19 protein-coding genes are annotated in these 21,913 nt (G+C 64.0%); 9 read left to right on the top strand and 10 right to left on the bottom strand.

Annotated features, from left to right (window positions below; genetic code table 11):
- Positions 1–70 precede the first annotated feature (70 nt).
- The 4 genes from NCR98_RS03325 to NCR98_RS03310 all read right to left on the bottom strand — a co-directional run bounded on the left by NCR98_RS03325 (position 71) and on the right by NCR98_RS03310 (position 7,766).
- Positions 71–814, bottom strand: coding sequence for a fimbrial biogenesis chaperone (locus NCR98_RS03325; protein WP_250463562.1), 744 nt, complete (start codon positions 812–814; stop codon positions 71–73).
- A gap of 99 nt (positions 815–913) precedes the next feature.
- On the bottom strand, positions 914–1,462 hold the full coding sequence (locus tag NCR98_RS03320) for a fimbrial protein (RefSeq protein ID WP_250525506.1): 549 nt from the start codon (positions 1,460–1,462) through the stop codon (positions 914–916).
- A 355-nt stretch (positions 1,463–1,817) separates the two neighbouring features.
- Positions 1,818–6,008 carry a translocation/assembly module TamB domain-containing protein gene (locus tag NCR98_RS03315; protein WP_250525505.1) on the bottom strand — a complete coding sequence of 1,397 codons (4,191 nt, stop codon included), beginning with the start codon at positions 6,006–6,008 and terminating at the stop codon, positions 1,818–1,820.
- Positions 6,009–6,023: 15 nt separating this feature from the next.
- Complete coding sequence (locus tag NCR98_RS03310; protein ID WP_409014971.1) at positions 6,024–7,766, bottom strand: autotransporter assembly complex protein TamA; 1,743 nt, start codon at positions 7,764–7,766, stop codon at positions 6,024–6,026.
- A gap of 488 nt (positions 7,767–8,254) precedes the next feature.
- Here NCR98_RS03310 and NCR98_RS03305 point away from each other — a divergent pair, with 488 nt between their 5' ends.
- The 4 genes from NCR98_RS03305 (at position 8,255) to panD (ending at position 10,653) form a co-directional block, all read left to right on the top strand.
- Positions 8,255–8,443 carry a DUF3460 family protein gene (locus tag NCR98_RS03305; protein WP_244827978.1) on the top strand — a complete coding sequence of 63 codons (189 nt, stop codon included), beginning with the start codon at positions 8,255–8,257 and terminating at the stop codon, positions 8,441–8,443.
- Between the two features lie 116 nt (positions 8,444–8,559).
- Positions 8,560–9,345, top strand: coding sequence for a segregation and condensation protein A (locus tag NCR98_RS03300; protein WP_244827977.1), 786 nt, complete (start codon positions 8,560–8,562; stop codon positions 9,343–9,345).
- Between the two features lie 66 nt (positions 9,346–9,411).
- The gene (panC, locus tag NCR98_RS03295) at positions 9,412–10,245 is read left to right on the top strand and encodes a pantoate--beta-alanine ligase (protein ID WP_244827278.1); all 834 of its coding nucleotides are present in this window, start codon (positions 9,412–9,414) and stop codon (positions 10,243–10,245) included.
- A gap of 21 nt (positions 10,246–10,266) precedes the next feature.
- Positions 10,267–10,653 (top strand): aspartate 1-decarboxylase, encoded by a 387-nt coding sequence (gene panD / locus NCR98_RS03290; RefSeq protein ID WP_244827277.1) that lies wholly within the window; start codon positions 10,267–10,269, stop codon positions 10,651–10,653.
- Positions 10,654–10,704: 51 nt separating this feature from the next.
- Here the strand turns inward: panD and NCR98_RS03285 are convergent, their stop codons facing one another.
- Positions 10,705–11,331 carry a nucleotide-binding protein gene (locus tag NCR98_RS03285; protein ID WP_250525503.1) on the bottom strand — a complete coding sequence of 209 codons (627 nt, stop codon included), beginning with the start codon at positions 11,329–11,331 and terminating at the stop codon, positions 10,705–10,707.
- A 192-nt stretch (positions 11,332–11,523) separates the two neighbouring features.
- On the opposite strand from NCR98_RS03285, the gene NCR98_RS03280 reads away from it, so the two are divergent.
- A complete protein-coding gene (locus tag NCR98_RS03280; protein ID WP_244827275.1) occupies positions 11,524–11,940 on the top strand; it encodes a PaaI family thioesterase in 417 nt (138 codons plus the stop codon).
- Between the two features lie 47 nt (positions 11,941–11,987).
- Here NCR98_RS03280 and NCR98_RS03275 read toward each other — a convergent pair whose 3' ends face one another.
- The 3 genes from NCR98_RS03275 to NCR98_RS03265 all read right to left on the bottom strand — a co-directional run bounded on the left by NCR98_RS03275 (position 11,988) and on the right by NCR98_RS03265 (position 16,808).
- Positions 11,988–14,198 (bottom strand): TonB-dependent receptor, encoded by a 2,211-nt coding sequence (locus tag NCR98_RS03275; RefSeq protein WP_250525502.1) that lies wholly within the window; start codon positions 14,196–14,198, stop codon positions 11,988–11,990.
- 238 nt (positions 14,199–14,436) lie between these two features.
- Positions 14,437–15,210 (bottom strand): hypothetical protein, encoded by a 774-nt coding sequence (locus tag NCR98_RS03270; protein WP_250525501.1) that lies wholly within the window; start codon positions 15,208–15,210, stop codon positions 14,437–14,439.
- Between the two features lie 125 nt (positions 15,211–15,335).
- Positions 15,336–16,808 (bottom strand): cobyric acid synthase, encoded by a 1,473-nt coding sequence (locus NCR98_RS03265; RefSeq protein ID WP_250525500.1) that lies wholly within the window; start codon positions 16,806–16,808, stop codon positions 15,336–15,338.
- A 55-nt stretch (positions 16,809–16,863) separates the two neighbouring features.
- Here NCR98_RS03265 and cobU point away from each other — a divergent pair, with 55 nt between their 5' ends.
- The 4 genes from cobU (at position 16,864) to NCR98_RS03245 (ending at position 20,538) form a co-directional block, all read left to right on the top strand.
- A complete protein-coding gene (cobU, locus tag NCR98_RS03260; protein WP_250525499.1) occupies positions 16,864–17,430 on the top strand; it encodes a bifunctional adenosylcobinamide kinase/adenosylcobinamide-phosphate guanylyltransferase in 567 nt (188 codons plus the stop codon).
- A gap of 6 nt (positions 17,431–17,436) precedes the next feature.
- The gene (gene cbiB, locus NCR98_RS03255; protein ID WP_250463543.1) at positions 17,437–18,378 is read left to right on the top strand and encodes an adenosylcobinamide-phosphate synthase CbiB; all 942 of its coding nucleotides are present in this window, start codon (positions 17,437–17,439) and stop codon (positions 18,376–18,378) included.
- 53 nt (positions 18,379–18,431) lie between these two features.
- Positions 18,432–19,436 (top strand): threonine-phosphate decarboxylase CobD, encoded by a 1,005-nt coding sequence (cobD, locus tag NCR98_RS03250; RefSeq protein WP_250525498.1) that lies wholly within the window; start codon positions 18,432–18,434, stop codon positions 19,434–19,436.
- 235 nt (positions 19,437–19,671) lie between these two features.
- Positions 19,672–20,538, top strand: a complete 867-nt coding sequence (locus NCR98_RS03245; RefSeq protein ID WP_250525639.1) for a cobalamin-binding protein — start codon at positions 19,672–19,674, stop codon at positions 20,536–20,538.
- Between the two features lie 17 nt (positions 20,539–20,555).
- On the opposite strand, the gene NCR98_RS03240 is transcribed toward NCR98_RS03245, so the two are convergent.
- Positions 20,556–21,131, bottom strand: coding sequence for a histidine phosphatase family protein (locus tag NCR98_RS03240; protein ID WP_250463537.1), 576 nt, complete (start codon positions 21,129–21,131; stop codon positions 20,556–20,558).
- Positions 21,116–21,877, bottom strand: a complete 762-nt coding sequence (locus NCR98_RS03235; RefSeq protein ID WP_250525638.1) for an adenosylcobinamide-GDP ribazoletransferase — start codon at positions 21,875–21,877, stop codon at positions 21,116–21,118. Before NCR98_RS03235 ends, NCR98_RS03240 begins: the two co-directional genes overlap by 16 nt.
- Positions 21,878–21,913 lie beyond the last annotated feature (36 nt).

Raw genomic sequence — 21,913 nt, 5'->3', positions numbered from 1 at the left:
CCGATGGCGAAGGAATCGACATCCTTCGCGTCGCTCGTGAATGGGTCAGATAGCCCGCATGCAGCGCGTCTCAGTGGATCGCTGCCTCGTGCTTCGTGGGACCGCCGTAGTCGTTCAAGGTCGTGAACGAGACCTGGCCGTTCGCGGTCGCCTTACCGGACAGTGGCAGCGTGAGCTCGCCACCCGGTGGCACCATGCCGCCTTCATCGAATCGGGCGGCATGTTCGCCTTCGCCCACATGAGCGTCGATGATCGTCACGTGATAAGGCGTCGGATTCGAAACCACGAGCGCGGACTTGCCACCTTGGGACGACAGCCGCCATGTGAGCTTGCCCGGTGCGTCGTCGGCGCTGCCCGGCAGACCTTGCGGGCGAAAGAAAAACTTCAGGCGCGAGCGGAATGCGAGCTGGACGTAGTTCGCGCCAGCCTGAGCTTCGGTTGGCTTCGGCGGCACTTCAAGCACGTTGAACCAGAGCAGGGTTTCGCGATCTTTCGGCAGCGCTTCGCCGGTATAGGCGATACGGACGGTCTGCGCCTTGCCCGGATCGATACGCGCAAACGGCGGCGTGAGCACGAACGGGAGATCGATCTGAGCCGGATCGACCTTGGGATCGCCCTTGTCGAGCCACACCTGCGTCAAGGCCGGCGATTTTCCCGCGTTGGACAGCTTAAGCGTCACTTCGCTATCCGTGGCGTTGTACACCACGCGCGTGCCCGCGACGACGACGGACGCATTGGCTGCGAACGGCAGGATCGCAACGAGAGCGAGCACACCCGCTGTCACTGCGCTAAAAACGACTTTTCGGAGACTCATGACATTCAACAAATTTGCGGTGACGCGATGACTCGACCCCGCGCGCCGTGCGAGGGTTAAACGAAGACGCCGCGAGGGCGTCCTCGTTTGCGAATCGATTTACTGATAGACCATCGAATAGGTCACCTGGCTCGTCACCGTGCCCGCGGTTGCGGCGCCCATCGGCGAGCTGTACTGCGCTGCGTATTGCAGGCTTGCGCTGCCGCTCGTGATTGCAACGTCTTGCGACTGCTGCGCACCGTCGGCCTTGCTCACGTCGATGGCTTGCCCCGAGCCGTTGTAGTCCAGCAACTGGACTTCAACGTTGGTCGCCGTGCCGTTGTTCTTCAGGTTGCCGTCGGCCAGCGTGTTCGCGCCGTATTCCCAGAACGTGTGCACGTTGCCCGTAGCCGGCGTGCAGTTGGACAGCGCAATGTTGAAACCGGTGGCGCCTGCGGAAGAGCCGGCGTCCGTCAGTTCCGCTGCGGCAAGCGCCGGCAGCGTCACGGTGAAGTTGTTGCCCTGGGCATTGCCGCTTACCGTGCACGTGTTGGCCGTCAGCTCTCCGTTGATGGTCAGCGTGCCACCGTTACCTGCCGGTGCGGCGTGCGCGGCAGCGCCTGCGAGAGACATGGACACCGCGACCAGCGGAAGAATGATCTTCTTCATAATAAGTATTCCTTAGTCGTCACCTGAGTGACTGAGCCCGATTTGAAAATTCGTCAGGTCGCGTCGTGAACAAGATATTCATACTCGCTTCCTGACGAAAGGCTGAGTATGCTGACTCGGGCCATGCGACCGATTAGGAACACGCTTAAAACTACAAAGTTCCTACATAAATCGTTGATGTAACGCATCCATATTGAGAATTTTCTTGCGGATTTTTCCGCGCTTTGAGAACGATTCAGATCAGAAGCGGACTTTGGGATCAGCAATAGGGCATCGGTTACGGGCGCGGCGCAAAAGCAAAAAGGGGCACGCGATCGACTCGCATGCCCCTGTCCCCTTACGTCTTCAAAGCGATCTACTCCGTGGTCGACTCTACCTCGGATGCCGCCGCGGCCGACGAAGCCGCCGCCCGCTCCGACCGCGTGGGCGTCGTCGACGAAAAGAGCCGCATCCACGAATTGAAGCGCCGTGTGTAAGACAGATCGACGCCCTGGAACGTCCCGCCATACGCCGTCACCGACCAGAATCGCGACAGGCTCAGTGTCGCCTTGATCGCGTTGCTGGCCGATTGCAGACCCTGCTCGTAGCCAATCACCAGCCGCTCGTTGATGGCCTTGGCGATCATCACCACTTGCGGATCGGTCAGGCCCACTTCGCTCGAACCGATGGTGAATTCATCCAGCCCGAAGGTCTGCGCAATACGCTTGCCGCCCGTGCTGCCGAGCAACGCGAGTGCGCTCGTCATTGCGCTCTGCTGGCCGACGTTATTGCCCTGATCCGTGCCATGACCGAACAAGAGCCACGAGAGCTTTTCGTTGTCAGGCACGCTCGGTTCGGAAATGAGTTTGGCCACGGGCGCCTGCACCGTGCCCGTCACCTGCACGCCCGCCTCGACTTCCTGATTGCGCCGCATCGCGAGGACATTGATGCCGGGGTTCGCCACCGGTCCGTTGAACGTGAAGAAGCCATTCTCGATGTTGAGCTTGCGCCCGAACGCCGTGTAACTCGAACCCGGCGTCGTTACGCGCACATTGCCGACCGCGCGCAGCGGCATGTTCGGCGCGCTCGTCACGCTGATGACGCCGGCAAGCCCGAGATCCGCGCCGGCGCCCTTGAAGCGAAAGCGCTGCCCCAGGTCGATGTCGATATTCGCGCGCGGCGTGAACGGTCCAACCGGTTTTTCCGTTGCGGCGACCGTCTGCTTCGTCGTGTTTTCGCCCTTGATGGTGCCATCGGGACGTTCGATGACCACGTCGTCGCCGAGCGATGGCGCGCCGGATTCCGGCAAGTCGAACAGCGCGTGATCGACGGTGAACTTGCCGTTGATCGCCATGCCGCCCTGCAATCCCGCGTTCGCGATACTCGCGCTGCCCGAAAGCGACAATTGCCGGTCGGGCGAGGCGAACAGTTCCAGCTTGTCCGCGATGATGCTCGCGGTGAGGTCCGGCTGTGCCTGATCGAGCCGCACCTTGCCCGTCGCGCGCAACGTGCCGCTCGCGCCGTGGAACTCCACCTGCTGGAAGTCCACCAGATTCTCCGACAGCGCAATGCGAATGATGCCGTCCTTCAACTGAACGCCCTGATCGACGACCGTCGCCGAAAGATTGTCGCCCGTCAGCGACCCCGACAGATTCGGCTTGGCGACGATCCCCGCGATGCTCAACTTGAGCGCAAGCTTGCCGCCCAGCAGATAGCTCGGGCCGAGCAGCCCGCCGGTGGTGCGCAGTTCGGGGATATTCGCGTTGATCGCGCCGGAGAGCGGCGCTTCGTCGACCACGGTCAGCATGCCGTCGCGATTGGCGAGCGGCGTGTGCGCGTTGGCTTCGATCACGCCGATGCGCGTCGCCTGCGCGCGCAGCGTCGCGTTGAGCGTATTGCCGTTGGAGAAATCGGCGCGCGCAGAGATGTCGTTGATGCCGAGCGCCGAGACGCCACGGGTGCCTTCCACGGTCACATCGCCGCTGCGGCGCTTGAGCTGCGCATAACCCGTCGCCGTGGCGCCGAGCGAGAAGTTCCAGTCGCCATCGAAGACGAGGTCGGTGCGGATCGGCGGCTCCTCGCCCGTCATTTCCTGACGCACGGCCAGAAGCCGCGGCACCGAGAGATTCGTCAACGTTCCGGCCGACTGGATGCGGCCGTGATCGAGCGCGAACGACTTGAGATTGAGCGCCGCGCCTTCCGCGACGAGCCGCGTCGCGCCGAGCACGAGCCTGGCCGGACCGTAGCTCACGGTCAGCGGCTGTTCGAGGTTGACCGACGGCGTGCCCTTGTTGGTGAGCTTCGTGATCGTGCCGTCCCAATGCGGGCCGTCGGCGGCATCGGTGAACTTGCCGTTCGCGCCGAGCGCGAGATTCACCGGCTGCCCCTGAACCTTGCCGGTCGCGGTCACGTCGAGCGTGTGATGCATGCGTGTGCCGTTGAGGTTCGCATCGAGCGTGGCGACTTCGATGCCCGAGGTGCTCGCATCGCGCGCTTTCAGCGTGAAGACGAGCGCGCCGTTCGAGCCATCGCGAATGTCCGCGCGACCTTCCGCATGACCGAGGCGGTTCGCGCCGAACACGACGCCATCGGCCTGATAATTCGCCGCCACGTTCGGATGCGCAATCGAGCCGGTCAGATCGCCGTCCGCCTTCACCGTCCCCGCGAGACCGAAGCCGAGGCGCTCGAGTTGCGGCGCATCGACGCGAAAACGCAGCCGGTCGCCGGGCGCGCCGAAACTGCCGTTCAGATCGACATCGTTGCCCGCGACAGACAACTTGGCCGCGCTTGGCAAGAGCCGCATGCCCGCCAGTTGCACCGTGCCTTCGCCGGTGAGCGGCAAATTGTCGTACATGCTGTCGGCGAGTTTGAAGGTCGCCTTGGTGGTGAGTTCGGGCGCGAGTCTGCCGGATGCGGCCAGCGTGCCGTTCACGCGCGCCTCGATCGCGCGCGCGGGCGCGGCGGGCTTCTTCTGCGCGCCTTTCCTGACGGGCGCGGGCTTCGGCTGAAGCAACTGCTGCGTGAGCAGAAGCGGATTGAAGTCGATGAATTTCGCCTTCAGGTCATAGCTCGAATTCGTATCTTTCTTGAGCACACCGTTCGCTTCGACGCGACCCTTGCCGACGGTCAGCTTGACTTCGTCGAGCGCGGTCTGCTTCGGGTCGAGCTTCACCTTGGCTTGCGCGCGGATCGCCGCTTTCGGATCGTTCAGGTCGGCGGTGACGGTTTGCGTATCGCCCGCGAGCACGACGCTGATCGGCCCGGAGAAATCGGTCGGACGCACGCTCGCTTCGATTGCGTTGAGGTCGAGCTTCGCCACCTTGAGGTCGAACTTGCCGTCGCCGCCCTTGAGCGAGCCGCCACCCGTCACGGTCGCGTCTTTCACGAGACGCACGTTGAGATCGGTGATGCTTTGCGCGGAGGCATCGAGCCGCACGTTGGCGTGCGCGTCGATGAGCGGCAGCAGCTTTTTGTCGATGGCGCCCGGCTTCGCGTTGACGATCGACACCGGCCCGCTCACCACGAAGCCCGGCGCGTTCTCGACCGGCTTCACTTCGGCGCTCACGGCGAGGTCGGCGAACGGCGCGCCCGGGCTGAACGCTTGCGGATTGACGTGATCGACATTGACGATGGCAAGCTTGAGCGGCACGTCGCCGAACGGCAGCGCTTCGACATGCGCGCGGCCGTTGAGCTTCATGCCGCTGGCGTCGATATCGGCAATGAGGTCTTCCAGCGAGCCCGATAACCGCGCGCCCACCTGCACCGCTTCGCCGTTTAGCTTGCCGGTGTAGCCGGCATCGCCGGAAAGCGGGAACGGACGCGCGCCGCCGTCGAGCTTCGCGGATGCCGTCACTGCGCCGAACGGCGTGTCGAGCCGCTGCACCGTCGCCTGATGATGCTGCCCGTCGCTGCCGCCGTTAAAGAGCAGGCGCGAGAATTCGGTGGTCGTCGCACCCTGATGCAACTGCAGCTTTTCCACGCTCAGGTCGCGGATGGCAAGCTGGATCGGCAGGCGCAAATCCTTCGGCAGTTCCGTTTTCGTCGACTTTTCTTGCGAAGGCGCGATGCGCGCGTCGATGGTGCCGACATGCAGATAATCGATGGTAAAGCGCAGCGGCTCGCGCGTGAGCGCCCAGCGTCCCGAAACGCTGTCGACCGCTATGTCCGTGCCCTTGCCGTCGGGACTCTTCCAGTGGACATCGCGCAGACTCACGCCGGTGGCGATAGCACCGCCATCGAGCTTGCCGGTCAGCTGACCCTTGAGCAGCGATGTCGCCGCCTGCCACGCGTAACGCGTGCCGCGCTCGGTGTTGAGCGCGAACAACACGGTGCCGATGGCAAGCACGACGATCAGAACGATGACCAGTGCGAGCACGCCCAACCAGCGCATGAAACGCCTGAAGCCGCCGCGGCGCGGCTTTTTATCGTCGCCGGACCCGCCGCTGCCGCCGTTATTACCGCCGCCCGCGTCAGCATCGGACGCAACGACGCCGCCCGCCTCATCCCAACGCGGCTCGTCCTTGCTTCCGTGTGCGCTCGATTCCGTCATGCCCTTGATATCCACCATCGCTCGTGCGCCCGTTCAGAACGCAATGCCGAGCGTCAGATACGGCTTGATGCTCTTGTTCTTGAGCCCGTAGGCCACGTCCACGTTGACCGGCCCGACCGGACTGCGCCAGCGCGCGCCGACGCCCACGCCCGGCTGGAAGACGCGCTCGCTCCAGGTATCCGTCGCCGTGCCGATGTCGAAGAACACCGCGCCGCCCCAATCGTGCGTGAACCAGTGCTGATACTCGCTGCTGCCCGTCACCATGTACTTGGTCGGCAAGATCGATCCCGCCACATTGTTGCCGATACTCAGATAGCTATAACCGCGCACCGAATTCGCGCCGCCCGCGCGAAACAGCAGGGACGCCGGCACGCCGCTCGACGGCCCGCTCGTGAACACGCCGCCGAATTCCGCGCGAAACACGAAGAGATCGTTCTTCGTGATCGGCAGATACTGCAGCGCGTTGGTGTAGAGACGCGCAAAGGTCTGATCGGTCATCAAGCCTTTCACCGCGAAGCTTGCTTCCGCGCGAATGATGTTGCCGCGACGCGGGAACAGCGGATCGTCGACATCGCGGCGCACCCACGTCCACGCGGGCACGAGCGCGCGCGCCGTCGACGGATTCGGCTCGTTCTGCGTGATGCGGTCGTCGTAGAAAGCGAGCGAATACGTCGTGTCGATGTTCTGCGTCGAACGCGAGCGCTGCACGCCCACGCGTCCGCTATAAATCTTTGTGCTCGATACGTCGGTGATGGTGTAGGAGCCGAACACCGCGTTGACCCAGCCGCGCGAATCGGGCGGCATCGCGAGTTGCACGCGGCCGTACTGCTGCGTCTGATCGAGCCGGCCGGAAATGGTGAACGGATAGGCCGCGTTGAACGTATTCAGATAGCTGTAGGCGCCCTGCACGTGAAAGCCGGTATCGGTCGCATAACCCACACCGTAGCGGATGCTGTTGTACGGATACTCGCTCACCTTCAGATGCACCGGCGTTTCGAGCGGCTTGTTGACGTCGTTGTCCGCGTCGATGGCCACGCTCGCGTAATACGGCGTGTTCTGCACCTGGCGTTGCAGTTCGTTCACGCGCGAGACGTCGTAGATCTCGCCCGGATGAATCGGGTTCACGTTGTCGATGATCTTTTCCGGATAGCGCTTCGTGCCGCTGATATCGAGCTTGCCGAATGTGAAGGTCGGACCGCTGTCGAAGGTCACGGAGAGATCGGCGAGGTGCGCGCGCGGATTGATGCGCGCCTGCGAGCGCACGATTTTCGCGCCGAGATAGCGCCGCGACTGGAGCGCGCGCAACGCGGCGTTCTTGGCGTCGTCCCACGCGCCTTGCGAGAACGGATCGCCTTCGTTCACTGAAAACGCGAAACGCGCGGCGTTCTCCTGATTGCGGTCTTCGGTCGTCACCGCGCCCGTGAAATGCAGTTGCACGGAGGCGATCTTCGTTTGCGGACCTGGATCGACGCTGACGGTCACCTTGCGCTTGTCGCCATCGGTCGTCACGTCGGTGCGCACGACCGGCGTGAAATAGCCTTCGGTCGCGACGAGGTCGCGCACGTCCTTCGGCGCGGCGGTGACGAGGAACTGGAACTGGTCGTCGCTGACGTCGTCGCGCTTGGCGAAGCGCGACAGATCGAGATGGTCCTTCAGCAGCTTCTTGACGCTGCGCGGCGCGTCGATGTCGATGTCGTACTTGGCGAACGCAGGCCAAGCGGCCGCCAGGAGCGCACATGCCAGGAAGCTGCGCAGTGCAGCCGGCAAGCGCTTCATTCCGGGCGACGTGGACATCGCCATGTGCGGCCGTTTCGGCGGACAGGCGCGCAACGCGCGCAGCGGATCAAACGAACGCCCCGCCAAACGTGACCTCCGGCATCTGGATGAATGAGACTGAAAGATGAACCTCGAACGCGCGGCTGCAATGCGATGAGCCGGTCACGGCGCGCAGGCGCTATTTCACCACAGCTTCGCATGGGAACCGAGCACGGATGTGCAACGGCGGCTTGCGGCGGTGTGGTTTGCCGCGTGCCGTCCGCGGACCGCTGCCGGGCGCGCTGTCGTGCGGCTTTGGACGGTCAGACGCTCGCGGGGTTCCGCGGGTTCCAATAATCGCTTACGTGGCAGCCCCAAGTCCCATGCGTTACCGCTTCACGCTTGCTGTAAAATCCCGGAGATCGAACCCAGTGCCGCGCGGCATCGGCGCCAGCAAAGGCTGCCGGGCGCGTCGTCCCTATTCACCGCATCGAGCCAACGGAAAACCGATCATGTACCAGTCGGACATCACCCAGTTCATCAATCAGTTGAAAAGCCAGAAGCCGACGCTCGAAGACGAACAGCGTCGCGGCCGCGCGCTCCTGTGGGACAAGCAGCCGGTCGACCTCGACGAACGCGAACGCCAGCAAAAGGCGCGCGTGAACCAGACGCCATACGTCTACTACCAGAACTTCTGAACGTGAGCACAGCCGGCCGCGAGCCGCAGTCGCCCCGCCGTCAGGCCCCGGACGACTCGCGAGATGAACGGGCCGCCGCGCTCGCCAAGCCTGCGACCGACTCGACGCCCGACACCATCGACGGCGTCGCTTTCGCGCATCTCTACGGCGAGCCGCTCTGGAAGCTGCCGACGGATCTATACATTCCGCCGGACGCGCTCGAAATCTTTCTCGAAGCGTTCGAAGGCCCGCTCGACCTGCTGCTCTACCTCATCCGCAAGCAAAATTTCAACGTGCTCGACATTCCGATGGCGGATGTCACCGCGCAATATCTCGGCTATGTCGATCAGATTCGCGAGTCGAATCTCGAACTCGCGTCGGAATATCTGCTGATGGCGGCCATGCTCATCGAGATCAAGTCGCGCATGCTGCTGCCGGTCAAGAAGGCCGACACCGGCGAGGACGCCGAAGACCCGCGCGCCGAACTCGTGCGCCGCTTGCTGGAATACGAGCAGATGAAGCTCGCCGCGCAACGTATCGACCAGTTGCCGCAACTCGGCCGCGACTTCCTGCGCGCGGACGTCTATATCGAGCAGGCGTCGACGCAACGCTTCCCCGACGTCGACATGAACGACCTGCGCTCCGCCTGGGCCGATGTCATCAAGCGCGCGAAGCTCGTTCAGCATCACCGGATTTCGCGGGAAGAACTCTCGGTGCGCGAGCATATGAGCGTGATCCTGCGGCGCCTGCAGCATGCGCGCTTCATGGAGTTCTCCGAGCTATTCGATCCCACGCGCGGCGTACCGGTGGTCGTGGTGAACTTCATCGCCATGCTGGAGTTGTCGCGCGAATCGCTGATCGAAATCACTCAGGCCGAGCCTTTTGCGCCCATTTACGTGAGACTCGCGTACTCTCCCGCTTAAAAGCATTTTCTCTACCCTTGCCTCGGTGCGGCCTGTTGCTGCCGCCCGCCAGGAGACACCCGCTCGATGAAAGTCATCAGCTCAATTCACGAACTGCGCGATCAGTTGCGCGGTCAGAACCGCACCGCCTTCGTCCCGACGATGGGCAACCTCCACGAAGGCCATCTTTCCCTCATGCGGCTTGCGCGCCAGCATGGCGATCCGGTGGTCGCGAGCATCTTCGTGAACCGGCTGCAATTCGGGCCGAACGAAGACTTCGACAAATATCCGCGCACGCTGCTGGACGACATCGAAAAGCTGCAGTCGGAGAACGTCTACGTGCTGTTCGCGCCGACCGAAGTGGATATGTATCCGGAGCCGCAGCAGTATCGCGTGCATCCGCCGCATAACCTCGGCGACATTCTCGAAGGCGAATTCCGTCCCGGCTTCTTCACGGGCGTGTGCACGGTCGTGATGAAGCTGATGTCGTGCGTGCAGCCGCGCGTCGCGGTGTTCGGCAAGAAGGATTATCAGCAACTGATGATCGTGCGGCAGATGTGCCACCAGTTCGCGCTGCCCACGGAGATCATCGCCGCCGAAACGGTGCGCGAGGAAAACGGTCTCGCGCTGTCATCGCGCAATCGCTTTCTGTCGGCCGCCGAGCACGCCGAAGCGCCGCAACTCGCGCTGCAGTTGAATCGCGTGCGCGAAGCCGTGCTCTCGGGCGAGAAAGATCTGGCCGCGCTCGAACGCACGGCCATGAACGCGCTCGCCGAACGCGGCTGGAAGCCCGACTACATCAGCGTGCGCAAGCGCGTCGACCTGCTCGCGCCGGGCGAAGCGGATGCGAGCGCGCCGCTCGTCGTGCTGGCGGCGGCGAAGCTCGGCAACACCCGTCTCATCGACAATCTGGAAATCTGAAGTAAAGGAACCACACGCATCATGCAGCGCACCATGCTCAAATCGAAGATTCACCGCGCGACGGTCACGCATTGCGAGCTTCACTACGAAGGCTCGTGCGCAATCGACGAGGATCTGCTCGAAGCGGCGAATCTGCTGGAGAACGAGCAGATCGACATCTGGAACGTGAACAACGGCGAGCGCCTGACCACCTATGCCATCAAGGGCGAGCGCGGCAGCGGCATGATCTCGCTGAACGGCTCGGCGGCGCGGCGCGCGCAGTTGGGCGACCTCGTGATCATTGCGGCTTTCGCGGCCGTCGACGAAAAAGAGATCGCGGCGGGCTGGAAGCCGGACCTCGTCTTCGTCGATGAAGCGAACCGCATCAAGGGCAACCGCGATCACGTGCCGACGCAGAACTGGACCTGATCGTCCGAGTTCATCCGCGACTTGGCCGGCGCTCCGCAAGGACCGCCGGCCTTATTTTTTGCTGACCCATTCGATGATGGGTTGCCACTGCTCCAGGTCCTTCTCCACGCGGCTTTTGGCGACGTCCCAGATCGTGAGTCCGTGCGCGGCGAGTTGCACGTAGTTTTGCGTGTCGCGTAAAAAGCCGAGCACGGGCAAGTCGAGACCTTCCACGAAACGATGCAGTTGTTCCGCCGAGCGCGTACGCGCGTCCACCCGCATGCCGACGACGCCGACCTGAATCGCGCCCTTTCGCACCGCCTTTTCCTTCGCGAGTTTCGACAGAAAGTCTTGCGTGGCGAGGATGTCGAACATCGACGGTTGCAGCGGCACGATCACCTTGTCGGCAATATCCAGCGCGAGCGCGAGCCGGTTGCCGTGGACTCCGGCGGGCGTATCGACGACGGCTTTTTCCAGGCCCTTGGGCGGCTTGGCGGGCGCGTCGACATCGAGATTCCATTCTTCGATTCTTGGCAGCGTGTCCGGGCGCAGCGAAAGCCACGCGTGCGAGGAGCGCTGCTTGTCCAGATCGGCGAGCGCGACCCACTCGCCGTTTGCCGCGAAACACCCGGCCAGATTGGTTGCGAGCGTGCTTTTCCCGACGCCGCCCTTCGGATTTGCCACCACGATCACGGTCATGAATTGTCCAGAAGATTGTTCGACGCGCTTGATTTCGACGCCCTTCGCCGGGATACGCCTGCGCGCGGTTTCGTTTTAGGAACCGATACATGATTTCGAGCCGTTGATATTATCGGCAAAATGGCGCTCACGCGAAGCGCTGGCCGAACGGACTACCCTTTCCTTTTCTTCCCTCTCTTCTAAACGACCGCCATGCCCCTTCGTTCCGATGTGACGCTCGACTTTCTTCGCAACCGTCAGAAGGGCCGTCTGCCCGAGTTGCTCGGCGTGCAACTGATTTCACTCGAAGAAGGCGCGTTGACGGGCGAACTCGTCATCCGGCCGGAGTTACTCGCGCCCAATGGCTTTCTGCATGCGGCAACGGTCGTCGGCCTGGCGGATACCTGTTGCGGATACGCGTGCATCGCTCATTTACCGGAGAACGCGCAGAATTTCACGACGCTCGAATTGAAGAGCAATCACGTGTCGACGGCGCGTGAAGGGAAGATCATCGCGCGGGCGACGGCCGTGCATGCCGGACGAAGCACGCAAGTGTGGGATGCAAGCGTCACCAATGGCGAAGGAAAGCTGATCGCCATGTTCCGGTGTACGCAGATGATTCTTTATTGAGGAAAAGCCGGACAGCGGCGCGACTGTCCCGGCTTTTCAAGTCGCGATCAGAAATCGACTTGCGCGGAAATCAGCAAGGTCCGCGGCGCGGCGTTGGTCACGTAGGTGCCCTGCTGCATCCAGTACCGGCTGCCGAAGAGATTCTCGACGTTGGCGCGAAACACGACGTCCTTCTTCGCGATGCGCATTCCGTAACGCACGCCGACGTCGTAACGCGTCCACGACGGCAAGCGCAAGGTATCGCTGGAATCGTAGTACTGCGCGCCCGTATGGATGATCCGCCCGTTGACGCTCAGGCCCGGCACCCACGGCAAGTCGTAATCCGCGCCGAGGTTGAAGGCGAACTTGGGCACGCCGCCCGGATCGTTGCCGTCCTGCGTGCCGCCCGCCGTGCCCGAAACCTTCGGATCGTAGAACGTCGCGCTCGCCATCAGGCGCAGACTGCGGAACACTTCGCCGTAAGCAGCCAGTTCGAGACCGCGCACGCGCGTCTTGCCGTTGTAGCCGTAGAAATTCGTGGTGGGATCGGTGACGGCGTTGGGCTGCGAGATCTGAAACACCGAAACCGATGTCAGCACGCGGCCCCAATCCGCCTTCACGCCCGCTTCGTATTGGTTCGACTTGTACGGCGCAAACGCCTGACCCGCGTTCGCGGTGCCCGCCGGCGCCGTGCCGCCATTCGAAAGACCCGACGTGAAGTTGCCGTACACGGAAACATTCGAGAGCGGCTTGAGTACGATGCCCGCGAGCGGCGAGATCGCCTGCTGGTCGAGCGAGCTTTGCTGCGCGCCCGTGGTCGGATCGTAATTGTCCTGGCCGATCGTCTGACGACGGAAACCGCCCGTCAGCAGCACGCGGTCGTTGAAGAACGACATCGTATCGATGACCTGTTGACTGTTCAGACGCGTCTGGCTGCTGCGCTGCATGTCGCCGCGCGGGGTATCGACGGGTGCAAGGGGCGACGGCGAATAGAGATTGGACGCCACCGCGGTCGATCCCAGCGCGTAGAAGTAGCCGATCTCCTGATTCAGGCTCGTCACGCCCGTGACCAGCGTGTGCTTGACGCCGAAGGTATCGAAGTGAAAGCGCAGGCCCGCATCGACGGTCTTGGTGCGCGTGTACTGGTCGTAATAGCCGTTATAGGCGCTGAACTCGCCCGCCGCCGTCATGCCCGCCGCATACGGGAAGTTCTGCTGCGACGTGCCGTAATGCTCTCCCGCCGCGCCGTACACGGTCACGTACTGGTTGATGTCGTACTCGGCGCGCGTCATGACGGCCGAATCGCGCAGCTTGAGCTTCGAGCCGGGATAGAGATTGTTGTATGCCGAAGGCACGGCGGGCACGGCGGTCGCGGTGCCGAAACCGATCTGCGAGCGGTACTCGTCGGTGTTCTCGGAGACGTTGTAGGCGTCGAACGACCAACGCAACTGTTTGCCGCGATAGTCGAGGCCGATCGCGCTGTCGCCCTGCAATTGGTTGCCGTGCGCAATGCCGGTCTGCCCGTCCTTGATCTGGCCGTTGAAGCGCACGCCCCACTGGCCTTCATCGCCGAAGCGGCGGCCGATATCGGCGGCAAATCCGAACTGGCTCTTCGATTGAAACAGCGCAGTGAGACGCGTGAGCGGGGTATCGTCGGCGCGCTTGGTGACGATGTTGATCGCGCCGCCGACGCTGCCGCCCGGTCCCATGCCGTACATGAGCGATCCCGGGCCTTGCAGCACTTCGACGCGTTCGAGCAGGTTGACCGGCACGCGCGCCGCCGAGACCATGCCGTAGAGGCCGTTGAGCGCGACATCGGTCGGCTGGACGTCGAAGCCGCGAATCTGGAACACGTCGCCGAAACCGCCGCCGCTTTGCTCCGTGCGCACCGACGCGTTGTTGACGACGAGGTCGCCGATGGTCCGCGCCTGCGTGTCCTGGATCATCTGCTCGGTGTAATTCGTCGTGCTGAAAGGCTGGTCCATCACGTTCGCCGTTCCAAGCACGCCGATGCTGCCGCCGCGCGCCACTTGTCCGCCTGCATAGGGCGCGGGCAGATCGCCGGGCGCCGCCGATCCCTTGACCATCACGGTGGGCAAGGTCGTCGATTGAGCAGCACCGGCGCTATCGGCCGAGGTGCCGTCCGCCGCCGACGCGCCTTGCGCGTAAGCGCTCGCCTGCATTGCGGCGGCGGCGACCAGTCCCACGAAAAGACGTTCTACCGCCTTCGATACCGCAGTGCGGCGACTGACTTCTTGCTGGGTGACCGATCGTGACATAAGGCGTGGATATTCGAAAAAAGGTGAATTGAGCCGTCTGAGCGCGTAAATGCGAATCGTTAACAATTGTAAAGTGTCTATTAAACGGACGGTACAAAAATTGTATTTGTCGTATCAGAAACTGTTGTCGTGCTGCGACGTGTACGAGGCGTCACGGCACACTGGACGAGAAAAAGCCCGCGCGCGGCGGGCTAAATCCTAAGCAAAGAACCGGGATTTTAGGAAACCAGCAACAGGCTCACTGTCCCGACAGATAGAACGCCTGATCCCGCTGCGTCGTGACGCCGACGACGGTGAGCTGTCCGTTGACGACCGTGGCCTCCACGGGCATCGACACGTTATTGAGCGTGCAAGACGCGCCGCCCGCGAAGTTCAAGGTGCCATCGAGCAGATGCTTGCCGGTCGAGCGCGGCTTGAAGCTGCCCGTGAACGTGCAGGCGTTCTGCGTGCCCTTGGCCGTGCCGTCCGCCGCAAAGGTGATCGACGAGATCGGCGAGACGCCCGATGCGCTCGTCCAGGTGCGCGCCACGTCGTTGATGGTGATCGGCGTGTCGTACGTCGCGTTGTAGTTGCCGTTGTACGCGGTGGCGGCGGTATCGGGCGAAACATAGAGCGAGGTGGTCGCGGTGAGCGTGCTCTTCTGCGTGAAGTTGCCGCTGAGCGAGCCGGCACGGATCGCGCCTGCTTCGTGGAAACCTACCGTCGACGCGTCGCTGAACGCGCCATCGGTCGCCGTCATGATGCCTTCGATCAGCCAGACGAACGAGCCATCTCGCGAATAGATGCTGAAGTACTGACCCGATTCGAGGACGATGGTCTGCGCCGCGAACGACTGCCCGGAATTCACCGAGCCGTACCAGAAGCCTTCAGGAAGCGTATGCGACGGATTCGTTACGCACGATTTCTGCAGATTACCGAGGTCGGTCGTGCAGGTCTTGTCGTCGCCGCCGCCGCCACCGCAAGCAGCGAGGACGGGCAATACGAGCAGCATAAGCTTGGAGCGAAGTTTCATGAGAACGTGTTCTTGGTATCGGATTGAGCACAGGCCGCCGCTCGTCACGGCGTGCCGACAATCAGATAACGGACCGCTGCCGCAAAACTTGAATGCGGAAAAGCACGCCCCGCGGCAGCTCGTCCTTAAGCGAACGCCGCCAGCACCGCCTTCAGATCCAGCGCCTGCTCGAACGAATCCGCGAGCCGGTCGAGCGACGCCTCCCGCAACGCCGGATAGTCGAGCGGCGCGGCATCGTTCACGCCGGCCCACGCGAGCAACGCGGCACAGGCTTCGGGTGTATCGAAGATGCCATGCAGATACGTCGCCGCGATCTGCCCGTCTTGCGACACCGCGCCGTCGAAGCGGCCGTCGTCGAGCGCCACCGCCGGCCGCGCGAGCGCCGCGCCGCTCGTGCGTCCCATATGAATCTCGTAGCCGCGCACGGGCGCCTCCTTGCCGTCGATGACAAGCCGCCCCGTCACGTTTGCGAGCTGCTTGTCGGGCGTGAGCACGGTGGCGAGATCGAGCAGCCCCAGGCCATCGACACAACCCGCCGCGCCTTCGACGCCCGAAGGATCGTCGACCGTGCGCCCCAGCATCTGCATGCCGCCGCAGATGCCCAGCACCTTGCCGCCGTAGCGCAGATGCCGCTCGATCGCCCGCTCCCAGCCGTTCGAACGCAGCCACGCCAGATCGCGCTGCACGCTTTTCGACCCAGGCAACACGATCAAGTCGGCGGGCGGCGGCGCCATGCCCGGCCGAACGTACTCGAAATCGACTTGCGGATGCGCCCGCAGCGCATCGAAGTCCGTGTGATTGCTGATGCGCGGCAACGCCGGCACGATCACCTTCAGCGTCGATTCCGCGCCGCGCGACCGCGCCTGCGACGGCAGCATGTCCTCGGCATCGAGCGTGAGGCCATGCAGATACGGCAAGACGCCGAGAACCGGCTTGCCGGTCTGCGTTTCGAGCCATTCGAGCCCCGGTGTTAGCAAGCCGATATCGCCGCGAAACCGGTTGATGACGAAGCCGCGCACTCGTGCCCGCTCACTTTCCGAAAGACACGCGATCGTGCCGACGAGATGCGCGAACACGCCGCCGCGATCGATGTCCGCCACCAGCACGACCGGGCAATCGACTCGTTCCGCGAACCCCATGTTGGCGATGTCGCGATCGCGCAGATTGATTTCGGCGGGACTGCCCGCGCCTTCGACGATCACCGCGTCGAATTCGGCCGTGAGCCGCGCGTAGGACGCGAGCACGGCATCGAACGCGGTGCGCTTGTATTCGTGATACGCCCGCGCGTCCAGATTCGCTTGCGCGTGACCGTGGATGATCACTTGCGCGCCTCGATCGCTCGTCGGCTTGAGCAGCACCGGATTGAAGTCGATGCGCGCGGGCACGCCCGCCGCGATTGCCTGCAGCGCCTGCGCCCGGCCGATCTCGCCGCCATCCACCGTGACCGCGCTGTTGAGCGCCATGTTCTGCGGCTTGAACGGCGCGACCTTCACGCCGCCGCGCCGCGCGAGCCGGCACAGGCCCGCGACGAGCGTGCTCTTGCCGGCATCGGAAGTCGTGCCCTGAATCATCAGCGTGCCGCGCGGCGTGAAAGACATGGAATGCGGTCCTCGGGTGAAAGCCTGCATCTTAGCCCGCCGGTACAATATTGCGATGACCACGACCCACTCTCCACGCGACCTCATCTTCGTTCTCGGCGGCGCTCGTTCGGGCAAGAGCGCGCACGCCGAACGCCTTGCCAACGAGAGCGGTTTGCCCGTGACATACATCGCGACTGCGCGCATCGGCAGCGACGCCGAGTTCGCCGAGCGCGTGCGGCATCATCGCGAAAGACGGCCCGCGCACTGGACGCTCGTCGAAGCGCCGCTCAGTCTTGCCGATGCCGTGCGCGACGCGGACAGGCCGGGCGCGTGCGTGCTCATCGACTGCCTGACGCTCTGGCTCGCCAATCTGCTCTTCACAACCGATAACGCCGACGCGCAGAACGCGTCACTGCCGCGCGAGGCCACCGATGCCTTCGATGCCTTCGACCGCGCGCTCGCCGCCGTGCGCGGCACGGTCATCGTGGTATCGAACGAAATCGGCTTGGGCGTGGTGCCGCTCGGTTCCGTCACGCGCCTTTATGTCGATGAACTCGGCCGATTGAATCAACGCGTCGCCGCCGCAAGCACGCGCACGACGCTGATGGTCGCGGGTCTGCCGATCGCGCTGAAAGGCTGACCGGCGATGCTCCTGCTTTCCTTTTACTCGATGTCCTTGCTCGCGGTGCTCGGCGTGATCGTCGATCGCATGTTCGGCGAGCCGCGCACGCGGCATCCGCTCGTCGCCTTCGGGCGATATGCGACGAAGCTCGAAGCGCGCATGAACACGGGGCATCGGGCGCGGCCGGCGGGCATGCTTGCGTGGCTTGCGGCCGTCGTGCCGCCGGTGTTGGTCGCATGGGCGCTCGTGAGCGTGCTGCCGCCCGCGTATGCCGCGGCCGTGCATGTGATCTTGCTGTGGTTTGCGCTTGGTGCCAAGAGCTTGCGTCAGCACATTGCGCCGATTGCCCGCGCCCTCTCGCTCGGCGACCTCGAAAGCGCGCGCAAGCTCACCTCGCGGATCGTGTCGCGCGATACCTCGCAAGCCGACGAGAACGCCCTTTCGCGCGCGGCCGTCGAATCCGCGCTCGAAAATGGCAACGATGCGATCTTCGGGGCGCTCTTCTGGTTCGTGATCGCGGGCGGGCCGGGCGCGCTCGCGTTTCGCCTCGCCAATACGCTCGACGCGATGTGGGGTTATCGCACGCCGCGTTACTTGCGCTTCGGCTGGGCGGCGGCGCGCATCGACGATGTGCTCAACTTCATTCCCGCGCGCCTCACGGCGGCGAGCTACGCGCTCGCGGGCGACACGCGCATGGCCTGGCATTGCTGGCGCACGCAGGCGCGTGCGTGGGACAGTCCGAACGCAGGGCCGGTGATGGCCTCGGGCGCGGGCAGCCTCAATGTGCTGATTGGCGGCGCGGCGGTTTATCACGGCGTGCTCGAAGCGCGTCCGACGCTCGGCGCGGGGCATGAGGCCACGCCGAGGCACGTGGTCGCGGCGTTGCGGCTCGTCGAGCGTTCGATCTTGCTGTGGCTTGCCATCCTGCTCGTCTTTGCCTTGATGAGCGCGTCCGGACATGGGTGATTCTTCTGTTTCGATTCGACGCGTCCATCACTTCGCGCCTTCCACACGCCATCATGTCTGATCCACTGCGTCCCATCCGTCACGGCGGCAATCTGCGCGAAGCCGCGCGTCGATACGGCATCGCGCTCGACGACTGGCTCGATCTTTCGACGGGCATCAACCCTTTAGGCTATCCGGTCCCGCCCATTCCGCCCGATGCCTGGCGCCGTTTGCCCGAAGACGCCGATGGTCTCGCCGAACTCGCCGCGACTCATTACGGCGCGCCGCTCGCGCTGCCCGTCGCGGGTTCGCAGGCCGCCATTCGTGCCTTGCCGTGGCTCTTGAAGAAGGGCACGGTGGCCATCGCACCGTTGACGTATGGCGAGTACGCGCCGGCGTTCGTGCGCGCGGGCCATTCGGTCGTACCGCTCGATGTGAATGCCGCCACGTTGCCGAATGCCGTCGATCACGTGATCGTCGCCAATCCGAACAACCCGACCGCCGAGCGTCTCCCGCGCCACGTCTTGCTGCATTGGCATGCGAAGCTGGCATCGCGCGGCGGTACGTTGATCGTCGATGAAGCATTCGCCGATGTCGATCCGGCCGAGTCTCTTGCCGATCGCAGCGCGGATGCGGGGCTTGTCGTCCTGCGCTCGGTCGGCAAGTTCTTCGGGCTCGCGGGAATTCGCGCGGGCTTCGTGCTTGCCGCACCCGATGTGATCGCCATGCTCACCGATGCGCTGGGTTCATGGACCGTCAGCGGCCCCGCGCGTCACGCGGTGCGGGCGGCGTTCGAGGATCGCGCGTGGCAACGGGAAACCCGCGAACGCTTGCAGCGCGATGGCGCACGGCTCGCGGCGCTTATCGCGCGTCATGGGTTCGACGCGCGTGCGACGCCGCTTTTTACGTCGTTCCAGACATTGGATGCGAGCGGCTTGCAGCATGCGCTTGCCACGCGCGGTATCTGGACGCGGCTCTTCGATCCGGCTGGGATGACGCCGAGTTTGCGCATCGGCTTGCCAGGCAGCGAAGGAGAATGGGCGCGGCTTGAACGAGCGATGGCGGAGGTTTGCGCGTGACGTCGAAATCTTTCTGGCGCACCTTGGCTGCGCGGATCGGCTTGCTTGGCAGTGAAGTCAATCGGGCGCAGCTTGAACGCTCGCTCCCGGAGGCTTGCGCGTGAGCTTAGAACTCGTCTTGCGCACCTTGGCTGCGCGAATCGGCTTGTTCCGGCGCGCAAGCAACCAAGGTCTGCGCGCGTTCGCCGCGCATTCGCTTCGACACGCCGTTCCGCATGTCCTTCTCGCAACGACGTTGACGCTGAGCGCATCGCCCTCTTTCGCCGCCATCTCCGTCACCGACGACAGCGGCTCCAGCATCACGCTCGCGACACCCGCCACGCGCGTCGTGAGTCTCGCGCCGCATGTCACCGAATTGCTGTTCGCGGCGGGCGGCGGGTCGCGTATCGTCGGCGCGGTGACGTATAGCGATTATCCGAAGGAAGCGCAGGCTATCCCGCGCGTCGGCGACAACAAGGCGCTCGATCTGGAGCGCATCGTCGCATTGCATCCGGACTTGATCGTCGTATGGCGGCATGGCAATGCGGCGCGGCAGATGGATCGGCTGCAAGCGCTCGGCATTCCGATCTTCTTCAGCGAACCGCGCCATCTCGACGATATCGCGAGCAACATCGACCGGCTCGGCGCGTTGCTCGGCACGGAAGCGAACGCACGCGCGGCGTCGGCTGCATTCACGCGCGATATCGGCGGTCTGCGGACGCGTTATGCGCAACGTCCGCCGGTCGGCGTGTTTTATCAGGTGTGGGACGACCCGCTCATGACGCTCAACCGCGACAACGTGTTCAGCGAAGTGATCGCGTTGTGCGGCGGCGTCAACGTCTTCGCCGCGAACGACACGCGCGTGCCGACCATCTCGACCGAAGCCGTGCTCGCGGCGAACCCGGAAGCCATCGTCACCGCGACGCCCGGCGCGACGACGCCGAATCGCGCGTTGCCCGCACTCGATCGATGGAAGCGATGGGGTTCGCTCACCGCGGTGGCGCGCGGCAACCTCTTCGGTATCGATGGCGATCTGATCAATCGGCCTACGCCGCGCATCGCGCTGGGCGCGGCCGAGCTTTGCAGGGATCTGGAGCAAGCGCGCGGGCGTCGCGAAAAGTGACCGAAGCGGCCCTGCCCTCAGGCATTCCACCGCACCAGCAGCCACTTCCCTCTCACGCGCCTGAACTGCACGATCGCGCCGAATTCGATCGGCCATTGCAACACGCTCGCGCGCTCCATCCCGAGCATATGCGCTGTCAGCACGCGCATGACGCCAGCATGCGCGATCACATGCACCGGCCGTTCGGCACGCTCGATATCACGCAACCAGGCCTCCACGCGCCCGGCGAACTGCACGAGACTCTCCCCGCCGTGCGGCCTCGCGTGTTCGATATCCGCGGCCCAGGCATCGATCAGCGCGCGATCGATCGCATCCCACGCGCGCCCTTCCCATGCGCCGAAGTTCATCTCGGCGAGGCGCGCATCGACGTGAGGCGCGATGCCATCGCTCAACGCCGAGGCCAGCGATGCACATCGCACGAGTCCGCTCGAATGCCAGCCATCGACACACGCGGGCACGTTCAGCGACAGCATGCGCGCCTTCAGAGCGCAAGCCGATGCATTCGCATCGCGCAGCAAGGGAACATCGCTCTGGCCGTAGCACACGCCTGCATCGACGCGCACGGCTGGATGCCGGATCAGTACGAGATCCATGCGAGCCCGATGAGATAAATGGCCAGTTCGAACACCTGTTGCGCGAAGCCGAGACAATCCCCCGTGTAGCCGCCGATGCGCTTCACGAAGTACCGTCCCATCGCCCAGCGCAGCACCGTGAGCAACGCGAGCGTCAGGCAGGCGAATTTCCAGTCGATGACAAAGAGCCACGGCACGCCGAAGATCATCGCAATCAGAAACGAGCCCGCGCTCATGCGCTGTGCGACCGGCTTCGCCTTGCCCTCGGCGCGCACATAGTCGAGCGTGACGAGATAGCTGATGGCGAAAACGCGGCTCGCGGCGTGCGCGGCGATCAGCAACCATGCGGCAATAAGCGGCGGCGTGCTCGCAAGCGTCTGCCACTTGAGCGCCAGTGCAATGACGAGCGCAATCGCGCCGAACGCCCCGATGCGCGAGTCATGCATGATGCGCAACACGTCATCGCGCGTATAGCCGCCGCCGAAGGCATCGGCGCAATCGGCAAGACCGTCTTCGTGGAACGCGCCGGTCAGCACGAGCGTGGCGGCCATCGACAGCAACACGGCAACGCCCAACGGAAGCACGCGCAACGCCGCGACCAGGACGAGCGCGGCAACACCGCCGACCATCACGCCGACGAGCGGAAAATAACGCGCCGCCGCGTTCAGATAAGCGCGCTCGAAGCCAACCCAACGCGGCACCGGCACGCGCGTGAAGTAACCGAGCGCGGTGAAGAAGTAGCGCAGTTCGTCGAGCGGACGGGTCATTGCGGCAAGCGAGTCGAGACGCCCGCGCGCCTGAAC

The organism is Caballeronia sp. GAWG2-1 (assembly GCF_023631405.1).
Lineage (GTDB): Bacteria > Pseudomonadota > Gammaproteobacteria > Burkholderiales > Burkholderiaceae > Caballeronia.
The sequence above is the reverse complement of the archived record's forward strand: the minus strand, read 5'-3'. Positions and strand labels throughout refer to the sequence as shown.